Below are 17,843 nucleotides of genomic sequence, written 5' to 3'. Positions count from 1 at the left end.
ATTACTCGGCCGATTCCTCGGCGGATTCGGCAGCCTCGGCCTCCGCGGCCTCGGCCTCGGCGACCTCCGCGGACTGCTCCTCGAGCGACGCGCCGCCGCCCTCGGCCTCCAGCTCCTCGGCGCTCGGCGCGCTGACGATGTTGACGACCAGCGTCTCCGGATCGGAGATCAGGGTGACGCCCGAGGGCAGCTCCACCTGGCCCGCGGTGATCTGGGTGCCCTCCTCGGCGCCCTCGACCGACACGGTCAGCTGCTCGGGGATCGACAGCGCCTCGGCCTCGACCTCGATGGCGTTGGCCTCCTGGGTGACCAGCGCGCCCGGGGTGGCCTCACCCTCGACGACGACGGTGACCTCGACGGTGACCTTCTCGCCGCGGCGCACGACCAGCAGGTCGGCGTGCTGGATGTTGCGGCGGATCGGGTGGATCTCCAGCGACTTGGTCAGCGCGAGCTGCTCGGTGCCGTCGATGTCGAGGGTCAGCACGGCGTTGGTGCCGGAGTGGCGCAGCACCGCGGCGAAGTCGCGGGCGTTGACCTCGAGGTGCTGCGGATCGGTGCCGTGGCCGTAGAGGACCGCGGGCACCTTGCCCTCGCGGCGGGCGCGGCGGGAGGCGCCCTTACCGGTCTCGGTGCGGACCGCGGCGGTCAGCTTGTTCGGGGTGGAGGCCGCATTCTTGGCCATGATGTGTGCTCCTGTGTGCCGGTGGTGGACACGGCAGGGGGAGGACAACAGCGTGAACAGTGTGTTCCCGTCGATAACGGTGGCCGGGCCACCCTCGCCGTGATGCGGCGTCGAGGTTACCGCACACGGGTGGTTCGGCGGAAATTCAGAGCGGGAACGTGGTGCCGGTGAGCTGCTCGGACAGCGTCCACAGCGCGGCGGCCGTCTTCATGTCCCGGGCCAGCGGGGTGCGCCACACCGGCCCGGTCGGACCGCGCATCGCGAACCTCGGGCCGACGAAGGTGTCCCCGGGCAGGTCCTGGGCCACCGCGTACAGGGTCTGACGGGCGCCGAAGTCGGCGTCGGTCGCAAAGTACCTTCCGCCGACCGCCATCACCGTGTCACCGAGCTTGCGGCCGGACTGCCCCTGCAGGTTGGTGTGCGAGTACCCCGGGTGGGCGGCCAGCGCCCGCACCGGCGACCCGGCGCGCCGCAGCCGGTTCTGCAGTTCACTGGTGAACAACAGGTTGGCCAGCTTCGACTGCCCGTAGGCCAGCCACGCCGAGTACGGCCGCGCCTTCCAGTTGAGATCGCCGAGGTTGATGCGGCCGAAGACGTGCATGAACGACGACACCGTCACCACGCGGTCGGTGATCTTGGGCAGCAGCAGGTTGGTCAGCGCGAAGTGCCCGAGATGGTTGGTGCCGATCTGGCTCTCGAACCCGTCGACGGTCCGCGCGTAAGGCACTGCCATGATCCCGGCGTTGTTCACCAGCACGTCCACCTTGTCGGTGCCCACGGCGAACTCGCGGACCGACGCGAGGTCCTGCAGATCGAGCTTGCGGACGGCGACGTTGCCGGTCATCGTGGCCGCGGCCTCGTCGCCCTTGGCGGTGTTGCGCACCGCGAGTACGACGTCGGCGCCGACGCGGGCCAGCTCGCGGGCGGTGACCAGGCCCAGACCGCTGTTGGCGCCGGTGACGATCACCGAGCGGCCGGCGAAGGAAGGAAGGTCGGCAGCGGTCCAGTCACTCATGGCAGCCACTGTAATGCCGGGGCGCCGCCGGTCCGGGTCACGTCTTGGGGGCGACCGTGAAGCCGGCGAGGATCGTCTCGATGTCCTTGCCGTGCTTCTCGGCCTCGTCGGCGAAGCTGGTCACCGTCAGCTGGACGAGGTAGCGCTGGTTGGCCGGCGGCGCCCCGGTCGCGATGACGATCCGGTTGTAGGTCTGCATCCGTTGGCCGTTGAGGTCGTAGGTGCCCTCGACCATCGCCGACGGCAGGCCGCGCCACGGGTCCTGCGAGGCGTTGAGTTCCTTGAAGTTCTCCGACAGCCGGGCGTCGTCGTCGCCGTGTTTGATCGCCTCGGCGGCGTCGAACCGACCGGTCAACTCGAACACCAGCAGCATCGCGATCGGATACGTGTCGCCCTTGGCGATGACGCGGGTACCCGGTTCGAACTGGGTGCCGGGGTACGGCTGCCAGCCGGGCGGCGTCGGGATGCTGACGGTCAGGTCGGGCAGCTTCTCGGGGGCGACCGTGCGGCCGGTGACGCCGACTCCCTCCAGATACTCCGCGATCGGCACCGGTGCCTCGGTGGGTGTCTCCGACGGCGGGGGAGCGCTGCTCGACGTGCTCCAGAGCGCTTGATAGTCAGGGGTTTCCGCGCCGCACGCAGTGGTGGCGAGGACCAGCAGCGCGGCTGCGGCCGCCGCGACGCGGCGACCCGTCACAGGATCTCGCGCACCGCGTCGATCGGCCGGGCCAACCGGGTGCCCCTGTCGGTCACGACGAACGGCCGCTCGATGAGGATCGGATGCTCGGCGAGCGCGTCGAGCAGCTCGTCGTCGGTCGCGTCGGCCAGATTCAGTTCGGCATAGAGCGATTCGCGTCTGCGGACCGCGGTGCGCACATCGATGCCTGCGGCCTCGATCATCGCGGCGATCTGCTCGCGCGACGGCGGCGTCTTGAGGTACTGCACCACCTCGGGCTCGATCCCGTTCTCGCGCAACAGGTCCAGAGTCTTACGCGACGTCGAGCACTTGGGGTTGTGGTAGATGGTGGCCCGGGCAGCCATCTACGCCGACCCGTCGAAAAGGCTTGTCACCGAACCGTTGTCGAACACCGCGCGGATGGTGTTGGCCAGCAGCGGAGCGATCGACAGCACGGTGAGCTGCGGGAACTGCTTGTCCTCGCCGATCGGCAGGGTGTTGGTGACGATGACCTCGCGGGCGCCGCATTCGGCGAGGCGCTCACGCGCGGGATCCGACAGCACACCGTGGGTCGCCGCGATGATCACGTCGCCCGCACCGTTCTGCTTGAGCAGTTTGACCGCTCCGGCGATGGTGCCGCCGGTGTCGATCATGTCGTCGGTGAGCACGCAGGTCTTGCCCCGCACGTCGCCGACCACGCGGTTGGACACCACCTGGTTCGGCACCAGCGGGTCGCGGGTCTTGTGGATGAAGGCCAGCGGTGTGCCGCCCAGCGAGTCGGCCCACTTCTCGGCCACCCGGACGCGACCGGAGTCGGGAGAGACCACGACCATGTTCTCGCTGGGATAGTGCTCGGCGATGTAGCCGGTCAGCAGTTTCTGCGCCCGCATGTGGTCGACCGGACCGTCGAAGAAGCCCTGGATCTGGTCGGTGTGCAGGTCGACGGTGAGGATCCGGTTGGCGCCCGCGGTCTTGAGCAGGTCGGCGACCAGTCGGGCCGAGATCGGCTCACGGCCCCGGTGCTTCTTGTCCTGCCGCGCGTACGGGTAGAACGGCAGGATCGCGGTGATCCGCTTGGCGCTGCCGCGCTTGAGCGCGTCGATCATGATGAGCTGTTCCATCAGGTGCTGGTTCAGCGGTGCCGGATGGGACTGCAGGACGAACGCATCGCAGCCGCGCACGGATTCGTCGAAGCGGACGAAGATCTCGCCGTTGGCGAAGTCGCGCGCGGTCTGGGCGGTCACCGGGGTGTCGAGTTCCTTGGCGACCTGTTCAGCCAGTTCGGGGTGCGCGCGGCCCGAGAAGAGCATCAGGTTCTTGCGGTTGTCGGTCCACTCGGTGCCCACTGTGCGCCCTCGCCGGTCGGGGATCGTGTCGGCCCAATCGTACGTAGCGAATCTGGGTGTTCGTGCCCGGGTTGCCAGATCGCGAACAGAAGTGGTCGAGGTCACGACCCCTGGGAGTCGTCGCGGTGACCGGAAGCCTGCTCCGCCGCTTCGGCTGATGCGCGCTCCGCCGCGCGTGCCGCCGCCGACCCGGGGCGTTTGCGCGCCACCCAGCCCTCGATGTTGCGTTGCGACCCCGACGAGACGGCCAGCGCACCCGGCGGGACGTCCTCCCGGATCACCGTGCCCGCGCCGGTGTAGGCGCCGTCTCCGACGGTCACGGGCGCGACGAACATGGTGTCCGATCCGGTTCGCACGTGCGAGCCGATGGTCGTGCGGTTCTTGGTCTCGCCGTCGTAGTTGACGAACACGCTCGACGCGCCGATATTGCTGTGCTCGCCGATGTCCGCGTCGCCGACGTAGGTCAGGTGGGGCACTTTGGTGCCCGCGCCGATGGTCGCGTTCTTGGTCTCGACGAAGGCGCCGAGCTTGCCGTCGGCGCCCAGGACGGTGCCCGGGCGCAGATAGGTGAACGGACCCACGGTGGCGTCGTCGCCGATGGCGGCTTCCGAGCCGTGGGTGCGCACCACCGAGGCGCCGTCGCCGACGGTGACGTCGGTGAGCGTGGTGTCGGGTCCGACGTCGCAGCGCCCGCCGACGCGGGTGCGGCCCAGCAGCTGGGTGCCGGGCCGGACGACGGTGTCGCGGCCGATGGTCACGTCGACGTCGATCCACGTGGAGCCCGGATCGATCACGGTGACACCGGCCCGCTGGTGGGCGGTGACGATGCGCCGGTTGAGTTCGGCGCCCAGCGCCGCCAGTTGCACGCGGTCGTTGACGCCGGCGACCAGGGCGCTGTCGTCGACGTGTGTGGCCCGCACGCTTAGGCCGTCCTGGCGGAAGATCGCGATGACGTCGGTGAGGTACAGCTCGTGCTGCGCGTTGTCCGACCCGAGCCGGCGCAACGCCGACCGCAGCGCGGTGATGTCGAAGGCGTACACGCCGGCGTTGACCTCGCGGATCGCCTGCTGCGAGGGGTTGGCGTCGGCCTGTTCGACGATGCGGGTGACCTCGTTGTCCTGGGTCCGCAGGATGCGCCCGTATCCGGTCGGGTCGTCGACCGTCGTGGTCAGCACGGTGGCCGCGGCCGAACCGTGGGTGGCCAGCAGGTCGGCCACGGTGTCGGCGTCGAGCAGCGGCACGTCGCCCGCGGTCACGACGACGGTCCCGGTGAAGTCGTCGGGCAGCGCCGAGAGGCCGCATTCCGCGGCGTGGCCGGTGCCGAGCTGTTGATCCTGGATCGCGACATCGACGGGGCGGCCGAGTTCGGCGGCCAGCGCGTCGACGGCGGGGGCGATGCGCTCGCGGTCGTGCCCGAGCACCACCACGAGGTGCTGCGGCGCGACCTCGGCCACGGTGTGCAGGGCGTGCGCGAGCATGCTGCGCCCGCCGAGAGTGTGCAGCACTTTGGGAATGTCCGAGCGCATCCGCGTCCCGGCGCCTGCGGCCAGCACGAGAACCGCGGTATCGGTCGATGTGGTCATCGGTGTCGTCCTCACCTGGCGCGAACCGGCGTTTGCGCCGCCGATTGCTCCGTCGCCAGGACTCGAACCTGAACTATCTGAACCAAAATCAGAGGTGCTGCCGATTACACCACGACGGATCGATCACCTCGAGACTGTAGTCGAAGCCGATACGCTCCGAATATGGCAGCGCCCGACAAGGAAGTGCGTCCACCCCGCGCCAGGATGACCGGCAGCGAGCGGCGGCAGCAGCTCGTCGAGATCGCGAAGTCGCTGTTCGCCCAGCGCGGGTACGAAGGCACCTCGATCGAGGAGATCGCACAGCGGGCGAATGTGTCCAAACCCGTGGTCTACGAGCACTTCGGCGGTAAGGAGGGGCTCTACGCGGTGGTGGTCGACCGCGAGATGTCGGCGTTGCTCGACGGCATCACCTCGTCGCTGACCAACAACCGCTCGCGGGTGCGGGTGGAGCGGGTGGCGCTGGCACTGTTGACCTACGTCGAGGAGCGCACCGACGGCTTCCGCATCCTGATCCGCGATTCGCCCGCGTCGATCACCTCCGGCACCTATTCGACGCTGCTCAACGACGCGGTCAACCAGGTCAGCTCGATCCTCGCCGGCGACTTCTCCCGCCGCGGCCTCGATCCGGAACTCGCGCCCCTCTACGCGCAGGCGCTGGTCGGGTCGGTGTCGATGACCGCGCAGTGGTGGCTCGACACCCGGGTGCCCAAGAAGGAGGTCGTCGCCGCGCATCTGGTGAACCTGATGTGGAACGGGCTGACGCACCTCGAGGCCGACCCCCGTCTGCAGGACGAGGAGTAAGTAGTCGCGGCGCTAGTCGATGGAGCTGCCGTCGCGGCCGTCGTGGCCTGACCGCGAGCGGGATTCGCCGCCGCCGCCGCCGCCGCCGTCGCCGCCGCGGCCGCCGGACCCTGACCAGCCGCTGCCATCGCCACCCTTGCCGCCGTCGCCGAAGCCCTTGGCGTCGCCGCCGTCGCCACCACCGCCGATACCGTCGTCGTCGTCGCCGATGCCGTCACCGCCATCACCGCCGCTCCCGCCTTGCGCACCCCCGGCTCCGCCGTCGCCGCCGATCCCGGCGAAGGTGCCGGTGGCCTTGCCGCCGTTACCGCCATCGCCGCGGTATCCGCCGTCACCCCCGTCACCGCCGACGGCGATACCGTCGACGGGGCCGTTGGCCGTGGCGTCGCCGCCGTCGCCGCCGTCGCCGACGCCTCGGGCGTGACCACCCCAGCCGGCGACCGCGGTGGTGGTGGCGTCGGCGTCGCCGCCGTGGCCGCCCCTACCGACGAGCAGTCCGCCATTGCCGCCGTCCCCGCCGTACGCGGCCTCGGTCGACTCCGATCCGGCCTGGCCGCCGCGGCCGCCGTTCCCGATCAGGCCGGCGTTGCCGCCGTCGCCGGCGACGCCGTAGTCGTTGGTGCCGATCCCGCCGTCGCCGCCATTGCCCGCGATCAGCCCGCCGCGACCGCCGTTTCCGGCGATCCCGTACTCATGGCCGGAGAAGCCCCCGGTCCCGCCGTTGCCGAACCAGCCGGCGTCGCCGCCATCGCCTGCCTCGACGAACTCCCCACTCGCGGCCCCGCCGGTGCCGCCGTTGCCGAACAACAGGCCACCGGTCCCGCCATCACCCGCCGCCGCGGTGTCCGTCGCGTTACCGCCCCGCCCGCCGTTACCGAACAATCCGGCCGCGCCGCCGACTCCGCCGTTGGCGCCGTTGCCGCCGTTGCCCCACATCAGACCACCGCGGCCGCCGTTGCAGGCTGTGCCGGTGCAATCGGCGGCGGCATCGACCCCGTCACCGAACAACCCGAACAGCGGCCCGCGGACCGTTGCCAGGGTTGTCAGCGCCAGGGTCTGACGTCCGAACGGCCCGGGGTTGAGCGGCGTGGAGCACACGACCGTGCCATTGCGGCAGAACACCTGCCCGGAACCCCGGAGGTCGTATCTACCGCCGTGCACGTTGCGGTAGTCGACGGTGTTCTCGGTTCCCAGGATCGTCAAGACGAAATTCGAGCCCTCGGCGTCGACCTGGGTCGCACGCCCGAGGTCGATCAGGACGGAGATGCCGTCGCCCTTGACCGTGGCGCGGCTGTAGGAGCTGTTGATCGTGGCGCGGCTGCCGGCTCCCTGCACAAACGCCCGGCTCCTCTCCTCGGTCACCACGGCAGTGGCCCCGTCGCCGGTGGCTTCGGCAACCGAGCGATCACGGCTTACTTCGGCCCTGGCGTTCGCGCCTCTGGCGATCGCCCGGCTATCTGACGACCAATCGTTCTCCCCTCCGCCGACCGAGCTGGCCGTCGCGGTGCCCTCCTGGTGTTTGAGTTCGCCGTTGATCGAGATGGCGAGGTGGCCCGGCGTCGGAGCGGTGGCGGCGTGAGCCGCGAGGGCAGGGGTGAATCCGACCCCGAGGGCGGCTGCGAGTACTGCGATTCGACCGACAGGCGTACGCGCCATCGTGACCTTTCGATGTGCACCGCCCGCGATCACGAATGGTGTCTGCCAGAGAAGCCTTCGGCGTTGCTCATACTGAACCTGCGCTGCTGAAGTCCAGCACGAGCATGCCATTCGGCTTCCGTTCCACTGCCCATGAATCGCTGACATCCAGGGCTTCTCGGAAAGCTTAGACAAGATGCTTACGGAATCAACAATAATTCGCTGAACTTCCCGCGGATGTGCTGGGCAACGTCCGGGGGATCGGGCGCGCGGCGGTGCGCCGGGCCGGTCCGTGGCCCCCGTGCCGGCGCCTAGAATGGGGTCATCATGACCGCACCGGGGCACCCTTCTGTCCAGACCCCGATCGCGGGTCTCATCGAATCGGCACTGCGCGATCCGTGCCTTGCCGATCTGACCGCCCGCGCCGCCGACAAACCCGACGACCTCGCGATGGTCGGCCCGTCGAGTGCGCGGCTGCTCGTCACCGCCGCGCTGGCGCAGGCCGGCCCGCTGCTGGTCGTCACCGCCACCGGCCGTGAGGCCGACGATCTGACCACCGAACTCAAGGGCGTGATCGGGGAGTCCGCCGCGCTGTTCCCGTCCTGGGAGACGTTGCCCCACGAGCGGCTCTCGCCGGGCGTCGACACCGTCGGCGCGCGGATGATGCTGCTGCGCCGGCTGGCCCATCCCGACGACGCCCGCCTCGGCCCGCCGCTGCGGGTCGTGGTCACCACGGCCCGCTCGCTGGTCCAGCCGATGGCGCCGGGGCTGGCCGACGTGGAGCCGGTGTCACTCGCCGTCGGCGCCGAGCTGGAATTCGACGGCGTCATCAAGCGGCTGGTCGATCTGGCCTACACCCGTTGCGACATGGTCTCCAAACGCGGCGAGTTCGCGGTGCGCGGCGGCATCCTCGACGTCTTCCCGCCCACGGCCGAGCATCCGGTGCGCGTCGAGTTCTGGGGTGACGAGGTCTCCGAGATGCGGATGTTCGCCGTCGCCGATCAGCGGTCCATTCCGGAGATCGAGGTCGACACCGTCATCGCGGTGCCGTGCCGGGAACTGCTGATGACCGACGACGTCCGCAAGCGGGCGGCCGCGTTGTCGGCAGAGCACCCCACGCACGAGAACACCGTGCCGGGCAGCGTGCCCGACATGCTGGCCAAACTCGCCGAGGGCATCCCGGTCGACGGGATGGAGGCGCTGCTGCCCCTGCTCACGTCGGCCGGCGGCCCGGGCGATCTGGCGATGCTGTCCGACCACCTGCCGGACTCGGCGCCGATCCTGGTGTGCGATCCGGAGAAGGTGCGCACCCGCGCCGCCGACCTGATCAAGACCGGGCGCGAATTCCTCGAGGCCTCGTGGTCGACGGCCGCGGTCGGCGGTGACGCCCCGATCGATCTGGAGGCGATGGGGGCGTCGGGCTTCCTCGGCTTCGACGAGGTGCGCACGGGCGCACGCGCAGGCGGACACCCGTGGTGGACCCTGAGCCAGCTGTCCACCGAGTCGGCGATCGAACTCGACATCCGCTCGGCGCCGTCGGCGCGCGGGCAGCAGTCGTCGGTCGAGGAGATCTTCGCGATGCTGCGCGCCCACGTGTCGACCGGCGGATACGCCGCGGTCGTGACACCGGGTGCGGGCACCGCGCAGCGCGTCGTCGAGCAGCTCGGCGAAAACGACACGCCCGCAACGATGCTCGAGCCCGGCGCCGAGCCGAAGGGCGGTGTCGTCGGGGTGCTCAAGGGGCCCCTGCACGACGGCGTCGTGCTGCCGGGCGCCTCGCTGGTGATCATCACCGAGGCCGATCTGACCGGCAGCCGCGTCGCGGCCACCGAGGGCAAGCGGCTGGCCGCCAAGCGGCGCAACGTCGTCGACCCGCTGGCGCTGACCGCGGGCGATCTGGTGGTCCACGATCAGCACGGCATCGGCCGGTTCGTGGAGATGACCGAGCGCGTGGTCGGCGGCGCGCGCCGCGAGTACCTGGTGCTCGAGTACGCCTCCAGCAAGCGCGGCGGGGGATCCGACCGGCTGTACGTGCCGATGGATTCGCTCGACCAGCTGTCGCGCTACGTCGGCGGCGAGGCGCCGTCACTGTCGAAACTCGGCGGCAGCGACTGGGCCAACACCAAGACCAAGGCCCGGCGGGCGGTCCGGGAGATCGCCAGCGAACTGGTGGCGCTGTACGCCAAGCGGCAGGCCGCGCCCGGCCATGCGTTCGGCCCGGACACCCCGTGGCAGAACGAGATGGAGGATGCGTTCGGGTTCACCGAGACCGTCGACCAGCTCACCGCCATCCAAGAGGTCAAGGCCGATATGGAGAAGCCGGTCCCGATGGACCGGGTGATCTGCGGCGACGTCGGCTACGGCAAGACCGAGATCGCGGTGCGCGCGGCGTTCAAGGCGGTGCAGGACGGTAAGCAGGTCGCGGTCCTGGTGCCCACGACGCTGCTCGCCGACCAGCACCTGCAGACCTTCACCGCCCGGATGGCCGGCTTCCCGGTGACCGTGAAGGGTCTGTCGCGGTTCACCGACCCCGCCGAGTCGCGGGCGACGCTCGAAGGCATGAAGGACGGGTCGGTCGACGTCGTGATCGGCACCCACCGCCTGTTGCAGACCGGGGTGCTGTGGAAGGACCTCGGGCTGATCATCGTCGACGAGGAACAGCGGTTCGGCGTGGAGCACAAGGAACACATCAAGTCGATGCGCACCCACGTCGACGTGCTCACCATGAGCGCGACGCCGATCCCGCGCACCCTGGAGATGAGCCTGGCCGGGATCCGCGAGATGTCGACGATCCTCACGCCGCCGGAGGAGCGCTATCCGGTGCTGACCTACGTCGGGCCGCAGGACGACAAGCAGATCGCCGCCGCGCTGCGCCGAGAACTGCTGCGCGACGGCCAGGCGTTCTACATCCACAACCGGGTCCGGACCATCGATCAGGCCGCCGCGAAGATCGCGGCGCTGGTGCCCGAGGCCCGCGTCGTGGTCGCGCACGGCCAGATGCCGGAGGAGATGCTCGAGAAGACGGTCGAAGGGTTCTGGAACCGCGAGTACGACATCCTCGTCTGCACGACGATCGTCGAGACCGGCCTCGACATCTCGAACGCCAACACGCTGATCGTCGAGCGTGCCGACACGTTCGGTCTGTCGCAGCTGCACCAGTTGCGGGGCCGGGTCGGGCGTTCGCGCGAGCGCGGGTACGCCTACTTCCTCTACCCGCCCGAGCAGCCGTTGACCGAGACCGCCTATGACCGGCTGGCCACGATCGCGCAGAACAACGAACTCGGTGCGGGCATGGCCGTCGCGATGAAGGATCTCGAGATCCGCGGTGCAGGCAATGTGCTGGGCGCCGAACAGTCCGGCCACGTGGCCGGGGTGGGGTTCGACCTCTACGTGCGGCTGGTCGGCGAGGCCGTCGAGGCCTACCGTGCGGCGGCCGACGGCAAAACCGTTGCCACACCGGAGGAAACGAAGGACGTGCGGATCGACCTGCCGGTCGATGCGAACCTGCCGCCGGACTACATCGGCAGTGACCGGCTGCGGTTGGAGGCCTACCGCAGGCTGGCCGCGGCCCCCGACGACGCCGGGGTCGACGCCGTCGTCGACGAGCTCGTCGACCGGTACGGGCCCTTGCCGGAGCCGGCGCAGCGACTGGTCGGGGTGGCCCGGCTGCGTCTGCTGTGCCGCGAATACGGCATCACCGACGTCAGTTCGGTGTCGGCGTCGACGGTCAAGCTGTCGCCGATGGAGCTGCCGGATTCCGCGCAACTGCGGCTCAAGCGGATGTACCCGGGCGGCGGGTACCGGGCGACGACGCAGACCGTGACGGTGCCGATCCCGCGCACCACCGACAGCGTCGGGTCGCCGCGCATCCGGGACGCCGAACTGGTCGCGATGGTCGCCGGTTTGATTGCGGCGCTCAATGGAAAACCGCAGGCTGAGATCGATATGGCGAAATTCGGGGGGTCACGAGCATGACGGTCGTCCTGGTCGATCCCCGCCGCCCGACCCTCGTCCCGGTCGACGCGATCGCCCTGCTCGCCGGCGACGTGCAGTACACCGAGGAGATGCCGATCAAGGTGCCGTGGTCGCTGCCCGCGGCCCGGCCAGCCTACGACGGCGAAGACGCCCCGGTGCTGCTGTCGTCGGATCCGGACCATCCCGCGGTGAGGGCTCGCCTCGCGGCGGGCGACCGGCTGATCTCCGCACCCGATCCACAGCCCGGCGAACGCCTCGTCGACGCCGTCGCGATGATGGACAAGCTGCGCACGTCGGGGCCGTGGGAGAGCGAGCAGACCCACGATTCGCTGCGCCGCTACCTGCTCGAGGAGACCTACGAACTCTTCGACGCGGTACGCAGCGGCGACGCCGAGGAGCTGCGCGGCGAACTCGGCGATGTGCTGTTGCAGGTGCTGTTCCACGCCCGGATCGCCGAGGACGCGTCCCAGCATGCGTTCACGATCGACGACGTGGCCGATTCCCTGGTCCGCAAACTCGGCAACAGGGTCCCGGCAGTGCTTGCGGGAGAATCGGTTTCGCTCGACGAGCAACTCGCCCAGTGGGAGGAGCGCAAGGCGGCCGAGAAGACCCGCCAATCCTGTATGGACGACGTGCCGACCGCCCAGCCGGCGCTGGCGCTGGCGCAGAAGGTGTTGGCCCGGGTCGCCACGGCGGGTCTGCCCGCCGACCTGATCCCCGAAGCGCTGACGACGGTGCGGGTATCGGCGGATCACGACGCCGAGAACGCCTTGCGCGCTGACCTTCTCGAGTTCATGGACACCGTGCGCCGCGTCGAGCGCGCGGTTGCGGCGGCCCGCCGCGGCGAGGACGTCCCCGACGGACTCGACAGTGTGCCACCGACCCGGATCACCGAAGAGGAGTGGCGGGCGCACTGGCCGTCGGGCGTGACTCAGTCGACCAGCTGATCCCCGAGGAAGCGATCCTCACCGGTCACGCCCGGCAGCGTGAAGAAGAACCCACCGCCGACCGGCAGGATGTACTCCTCGAGCGGTTCGCCCTTGAGTCGCCGCGCAACGGTCAGGAAGCCTCTCTCGAGGCTGCGCTGGTACGACACGAACGCCAGTCCCTGGTCGAGGCGGCCGGCGCCGTCGAAGCCCCGTGAGTACGAAAAGCCCCGGCGCAGAATGAGATTCTGCTCGGTCTCGGCCGTGCGGGGGTTCGCCAACCGGATGTGCGCGTCGAGTTTGATGCGTTTGCCGTCCGGGTCCTCCGCGTAGTCCGGGTCGGCGAACTCGTCGGTCATCCCGATCGGTGCGCCGCTGACCTTGCGCCGGCCGAAGATCGCCTCCTGCTCGGCGAGCCGGGTCCGGTCCCAGAACTCGACGAACATGCGGATGATGCGCACGGCCTGGTACGAGCCGCCGACCGCCCATTCGGGTTCCCCGTCATCGGGTCCCACCCACACGTGACGGTCCATCACCGCGTCGTCCTCGGCGTCGAGGTTCGACGTTCCGTCCTTGAATCCCAACAGGTTCCGAGGCGTCGCGGCCTCCGACGCCGATCCGGCGCCGATTCCGCGGGCGTACCCGTCGATCATCCAGCGCAACACCAGATGGCTGCGGGTGCGGCGCATCAGCTGACGCAGAGCGAACTGCAGGGTGTCGTGGTGGCCGGCCTCAAGGATGATCGACAGATCCCCGTGTGAGAGCTTGGGGTCCAGCCGGTCGTTCGCGATGAACGGCATGGTCTCGAGTTCGCGGGGCTTGCGGTCGGCCAGGCCGAACCGGTCGTCGAACAGCGACGCGCCGACGCCGACGACCACCGACAGGTCGTCGGCCGGCGGTTTCTCACCGAGGATGCCCGAGTCGACCGGCGGATAGGCGGGATCGCGCACCTCGGGTGGCCGGCCGGCCATCAGCCCGCGGATCTCGTCGGTCAGTTCGACCAGCGTCGCCTTCAGCCCGGCCCGGTCCTTCGACAACACGTTGAACGAGGCGATCAGCCCCTGTTCGGGGATCGGCAGCGCCGTGATCCCGGCCTGGTGCGGGCCGTCGAACGGGACGAAACGCGGGCCGGACGCCGGCGCGGCCGGCGGCGCGTCCGAACATCCCGACAGCGCGGCACCGACGCCGACTGCGGCGCCGGTGCCCAGGGCGCCGGTGAAGAACGATCGGCGCGAAAGACCGGTACGCCGCGAACCTCGGGTCACGTCAGCTTCAACACTCCCGACACCTGGGACAGATTCTCGGACAGACCGGCCAGCTGCGCCTTCAACTTGTCGATCGTCGCGGGATCGACGGTCACCTCCGGGCAGCGCGGCGACGGGTACGGATCGTTCTCGGTGCAGAACAGCACGAAGCCGTCACCGCGGCGCAGCGGTCCCAGCGTCGCGAAGATCTCCGAGAAGCCGGCTTCGATCTCGCCCAACAGTGCGGGGTCGGACTTCACCAGCGCAGGCGACAGCCGGTTCACCGCGGCCTCCGAACCCTCGAGGTTCGCCTGGAAGTCCCACAGGTCGGTCTTGGAGTAGCGATCCTCCTCGCCGGTGATCTTGCCCTCCGACACCTCTTCGATCAGCTCGGCCGCCCCGGTCGACACGTCGACGGGCTTGACGTCGACGGTCGGCAGCTGCTTCTGCAGCGTCGCGACGTCGGCGTCGAGTTGATCGGCGAACTGGGCGCCGCCCTCGGTGGTGTTCTGCGAGAACAGCAGGTATTCGAGGCGGTGCCAGCCGGTGAACGCCGGGTCGTCGACGCCGGCGAAGTCGTCGACGCGCGCGTCGACCTTGCCGTCGATCTCCTCGACGAGGCCGGCCAGCGGCTCGATGCGCTCCCACGGCAGGCGCGACGGCGCGTAGGCGTCCTGGGCGGCCTGCAGGTTGTTGGCCCGCACCGCGTCGGTCAGCGTCTTGACGGCCCCGACGAGCTCGTCGGCCTGCGCGATCGCGTACGCCTTGTAGTCGGCGGCCGCCTTTTGTGCCTCGGGGCTGGGCGCCGCGGCGGCAGCGGAGGTTTCCGACGTCGCCGATGCGGTCTCGGACTCGCCGCCGCTCTCGCTGTTGCTCGAACAACCGGCCAGAACCACAGCCAGCGCCACCACTGGTACCTGCCAGGCGATTTGCCGTCCCATCGGACCTCCTTGGTCGGAGCCGAACATTACCCTGCACCCGCACCAAGAGGGTAGGCATACCTAAAGAAAGCCCCGGGGGTTCGGACGGCGGCCGCACTCCGGGGGAGTCGTTACCCTGGGAGACCGGCCTGTCGACCCGGGACAGCAACCTCGCCACGGGTTGCGAATCGGCCGGTTGCGTACCGTCGCATGGGAGTATGAAGCGACGACAGTCGGTTTGAGGGAGTGCGTTGTCTGACGAGGGGAGCCTGTCGACCCGGACGAAGAGTCGCTTGATGATGGTGGCCGCCGTCGTCGTCGCGACGCTCCTGGTGCTGGCCTCGAGCTGCTCATGGCAGATGGGCATCCCCATTCCGGAGGGTGTTCCGCCGCCGCCGGGAGATCCCGTCCCCGCGGTCGACACCTACGCCGACGGGCGGCCCGCCGATGCGCTGCACGAGTGGGCTGCGGAGCGGGCGCCGAAACTCGGCATCCCGGTGACCGCGCTGGAGGCCTACGCCTACGCCGCCCGGGTAGCCGAGGTGGAGAATCCGGACTGTCACCTGACCTGGACCACGCTTGCCGGGATCGGCATGGTCGAAAGCCACCACGGCAACTACCGGGGTGCGATGGTGGCCTCCAACGGCGAGGTCACCCCGCCGATCCGCGGGATGCGCCTGGATGGGTCGAGCGGCAATCTCGAGATCAGGGACACCGACTCCGGTCTGCTCGACGGTGACGACGAGCTGGACCGCGCGATGGGGCCGATGCAGTTCATCCCCGAGACGTGGCGGCTCTACGGGGTCGACGCCAACGGCGACGGCAAGGTCGACCCCGACAACATCGACGACGCCGCACTGTCCTCGGCGGGCTACCTCTGCTACACGGGCAAGGATCTGTCGACGCCGCGCGGCTGGATGAACGGGCTGCGGGCCTACAACTACTCCGAGCAGTACGCCCGCACGGTGCGCGACTGGGCCACCGCCTACGCCGACGGCCGCCGTCTGTAACCGGCCTCTGGTCACGCCGTCGCCGCACGCAGCCTTTAGGCTGAGGCGACGTCCGCACAGCCCCCCGAAGGAGACGCCAGTGCCCATCATCGAGCAGGTCGGAGCCCGCGAGATCCTCGACTCCCGCGGCAACCCGACGGTCGAGGTCGAGTTGGCGCTGACCGACGGCACGTTCGCCCGCGCCGCGGTGCCCTCTGGCGCGTCGACCGGTGAGCACGAGGCCGTCGAACTCCGCGACGGTGGCGCCCGCTACCTCGGCAAGGGCGTCGACAAGGCCGTGCAGGCCGTGCTCGACGAAATCGCCCCCGCGGTCATCGGGATGAGCGCCGACGATCAGCGGCTCATCGACCAGGCCCTGCTCGACCTCGACGGCACCCCGGACAAGTCCCGGCTGGGCGCCAACGCGATCCTCGGGGTCTCGCTGGCGGTTTCGAAGGCCGCGGCCGAATCGGCCGGACTTCCGCTGTTCCGCTATCTCGGCGGCCCGAACGCCCACATCCTGCCGGTGCCGATGATGAACATCCTCAACGGCGGTGCGCACGCGGACACGGGCGTCGACGTGCAGGAGTTCATGGTCGCCCCGATCGGTGCGCCGTCGTTCAAGGAGGCGCTGCGCTGGGGTGCCGAGGTGTACCACTCGCTCAAGTCGGTGCTCAAGAAGCAGGGGCTGTCCACCGGACTCGGTGACGAGGGCGGTTTCGCGCCGGACGTGGCGGGCACCAAGGCCGCGCTGGACCTGATCTCGTCGGCGATCGAGGCCGCCGGGTTCTCGCTCGGCACCGATGTGACCCTGGCGCTCGACGTCGCGGCCACCGATTTCTACACCGAGGGCACGGGTTACAGCTTCGAGAAGGAGACCCGCACGGCCGAGCAGATGGCCGAGTTCTACGCCTCGCTGCTGGAGGCCTACCCGCTGGTGTCGATCGAGGATCCGCTCTCCGAGGACGACTGGGACGGCTGGGTGTCGCTGACGACGCGCATCGGTGACCGGGTTCAGTTGGTGGGCGACGATCTGTTCGTCACCAACCCCGAACGCCTCGAAGAGGGCATCGAACGCGGCGCGGCCAACGCTCTGCTGGTGAAGGTCAACCAGATCGGCACGCTCACCGAGACGCTCGACGCCGTCGCGCTGGCCCACAACAGCGGGTACCGCACGATGATGAGCCACCGCAGCGGCGAGACCGAGGACACCACGATCGCCGACCTCGCCGTCGCCGTCGGCAGCGGTCAGATCAAGACCGGTGCGCCGGCCCGCAGCGAGCGCGTCGCCAAGTACAACCAGTTGCTGCGCATCGAGGAGACCCTCGGCGACGCCGCCCGCTACGCCGGTGACCTGGCCTTCCCGCGCTTCGCCCTGGAGACCAAATAGACGTGGTGTGCTGAACTACGATGCCCGAATCGAAGCGGCCCGATCCGAAACGTCGGTCCCCGGCCTCCCGGCCGGGTAAGCCCGGCGGTGCGAACCGGGGCCGCCCGAAGGGCACGTCGACTCCCCGCCGCGAACCGCGCGCCATCGAGGCCAGACCGGCGGCCGAACAGCAGGACTCCGAACCGGTCGGTCATGCGATCGTGCGCCGGGCCGAACGGCTCGCTGTCGAGCAGTCCGAGCAGCGGTTCGGTTCGGCGGCACGCCGGGCCGCGATCCTGGCGGCGGTGGTGTGTGTGCTGACCCTGACGATCGCCGGGCCGGTGCGCACCTACTTCTCGCAGCGCACGGAGATGAAGCAGCTCAAGGCCACCGAGGAGCAGTTGCGTGAGCAGATCGCCGAACTCGAGCAGCAGAAGGTGAAGCTGGCCGATCCGGTGTTCATCGCCGCGCAGGCACGGGAGCGGCTCGGTTTCGTGATGCCGGGGGACATCCCGTTCCAGGTGCAGCTGCCGCCGGGGGCGGTGCGGCCCGGCGGCGCCCCGGCCGACGAGCAGCCGAATGCCCCGTCCGGACAGCCCTGGTACACGTCGCTGTGGAAGACCATCGCCGACGAGCCGCACGGGCCGCCCCCGGCCCCGGCGCCGCCACCTCCGCCCGCACC

General features: G+C 69.8%; 15 protein-coding genes and 1 tRNA gene. 6 read left to right on the top strand and 10 right to left on the bottom strand.

Features of this window, described 5'->3' with window-relative positions:
• Window position 1: 1 nt before the first annotated feature.
• The 7 genes from AU195_RS15945 to AU195_RS15915 form a co-directional block, all read right to left on the bottom strand.
• Window positions 2-682 (bottom strand): 50S ribosomal protein L25/general stress protein Ctc, encoded by a 681-nt coding sequence (locus AU195_RS15945; RefSeq protein ID WP_059160034.1) that lies wholly within the window; start codon window positions 680-682, stop codon window positions 2-4.
• Between the two features lie 145 nt (window positions 683-827).
• Window positions 828-1,697 carry an oxidoreductase gene (locus AU195_RS15940; RefSeq protein ID WP_059160033.1) on the bottom strand — a complete coding sequence of 290 codons (870 nt, stop codon included), beginning with the start codon at window positions 1,695-1,697 and terminating at the stop codon, window positions 828-830.
• A gap of 37 nt (window positions 1,698-1,734) precedes the next feature.
• Window positions 1,735-2,394: an LpqN/LpqT family lipoprotein gene (locus AU195_RS15935; protein WP_059160032.1), complete on the bottom strand. Its 660-nt coding sequence runs from the start codon at window positions 2,392-2,394 to the stop codon at window positions 1,735-1,737.
• A complete protein-coding gene (arsC, locus tag AU195_RS15930; RefSeq protein WP_059160031.1) occupies window positions 2,391-2,738 on the bottom strand; it encodes an arsenate reductase (glutaredoxin) in 348 nt (115 codons plus the stop codon). The genes AU195_RS15935 and arsC overlap by 4 nt, the downstream gene beginning before the upstream one ends.
• Window positions 2,739-3,719, bottom strand: a complete 981-nt coding sequence (locus AU195_RS15925; RefSeq protein ID WP_059160030.1) for a ribose-phosphate diphosphokinase — start codon at window positions 3,717-3,719, stop codon at window positions 2,739-2,741.
• A 101-nt stretch (window positions 3,720-3,820) separates the two neighbouring features.
• Complete coding sequence (gene glmU / locus AU195_RS15920) at window positions 3,821-5,302, bottom strand: bifunctional UDP-N-acetylglucosamine diphosphorylase/glucosamine-1-phosphate N-acetyltransferase GlmU (protein ID WP_059160029.1); 1,482 nt, start codon at window positions 5,300-5,302, stop codon at window positions 3,821-3,823.
• A gap of 47 nt (window positions 5,303-5,349) precedes the next feature.
• Window positions 5,350-5,421: transfer RNA gene (locus tag AU195_RS15915), tRNA-Gln, on the bottom strand.
• Between the two features lie 85 nt (window positions 5,422-5,506).
• On the opposite strand from AU195_RS15915, the gene AU195_RS15910 reads away from it, so the two are divergent.
• On the top strand, window positions 5,507-6,103 hold the full coding sequence (locus AU195_RS15910; protein WP_059160028.1) for a TetR/AcrR family transcriptional regulator: 597 nt from the start codon (window positions 5,507-5,509) through the stop codon (window positions 6,101-6,103).
• A 12-nt stretch (window positions 6,104-6,115) separates the two neighbouring features.
• Here AU195_RS15910 and AU195_RS15905 read toward each other — a convergent pair whose 3' ends face one another.
• On the bottom strand, window positions 6,116-7,759 hold the full coding sequence (locus AU195_RS15905; RefSeq protein WP_059160027.1) for a PGRS repeat-containing protein: 1,644 nt from the start codon (window positions 7,757-7,759) through the stop codon (window positions 6,116-6,118).
• Window positions 7,760-8,065: 306 nt separating this feature from the next.
• On the opposite strand from AU195_RS15905, the gene mfd reads away from it, so the two are divergent.
• Both mfd and AU195_RS15895 read left to right on the top strand, forming a co-directional pair.
• Window positions 8,066-11,713: a transcription-repair coupling factor gene (gene mfd, locus AU195_RS15900; protein ID WP_059160026.1), complete on the top strand. Its 3,648-nt coding sequence runs from the start codon at window positions 8,066-8,068 to the stop codon at window positions 11,711-11,713.
• Window positions 11,710-12,660, top strand: a complete 951-nt coding sequence (locus AU195_RS15895) for a nucleoside triphosphate pyrophosphohydrolase (RefSeq protein WP_059160025.1) — start codon at window positions 11,710-11,712, stop codon at window positions 12,658-12,660. Before mfd ends, AU195_RS15895 begins: the two co-directional genes overlap by 4 nt.
• Here the strand turns inward: AU195_RS15895 and AU195_RS15890 are convergent.
• Both AU195_RS15890 and AU195_RS15885 read right to left on the bottom strand, forming a co-directional pair.
• Entirely contained in the window at window positions 12,645-13,904 is a 1,260-nt protein-coding gene (locus AU195_RS15890; RefSeq protein WP_059160024.1) for a Dyp-type peroxidase, read from the bottom strand. The two genes, AU195_RS15895 and AU195_RS15890, sit on opposite strands and share 16 nt — an antisense overlap.
• Window positions 13,901-14,824, bottom strand: a complete 924-nt coding sequence (locus AU195_RS15885) for an EfeM/EfeO family lipoprotein (protein ID WP_059160023.1) — start codon at window positions 14,822-14,824, stop codon at window positions 13,901-13,903. Before AU195_RS15885 ends, AU195_RS15890 begins: the two co-directional genes overlap by 4 nt.
• Window positions 14,825-15,099: 275 nt before the next feature.
• Between AU195_RS15885 and AU195_RS15880 the strand changes: the two genes are divergently transcribed.
• From AU195_RS15880 to AU195_RS15870, 3 genes are all read left to right on the top strand, one after another.
• Entirely contained in the window at window positions 15,100-15,813 is a 714-nt protein-coding gene (locus AU195_RS15880) for a lytic transglycosylase domain-containing protein (RefSeq protein WP_059160022.1), read from the top strand.
• 79 nt (window positions 15,814-15,892) lie between these two features.
• Window positions 15,893-17,182: a phosphopyruvate hydratase gene (gene eno / locus AU195_RS15875; RefSeq protein WP_059160021.1), complete on the top strand. Its 1,290-nt coding sequence runs from the start codon at window positions 15,893-15,895 to the stop codon at window positions 17,180-17,182.
• A 20-nt stretch (window positions 17,183-17,202) separates the two neighbouring features.
• The coding region (locus AU195_RS15870; protein WP_059160020.1) for an FtsB family cell division protein at window positions 17,203-17,843 on the top strand (641 nt) is incomplete at its 3' end.

Origin of the sequence: Mycobacterium sp. IS-1496 (genome assembly GCF_001499995.1) — a bacterium.
GTDB lineage: Bacteria > Actinomycetota > Actinomycetes > Mycobacteriales > Mycobacteriaceae > Mycobacterium.
The sequence above is the reverse complement of the archived record's forward strand: the minus strand, read 5'-3'. Positions and strand labels throughout refer to the sequence as shown.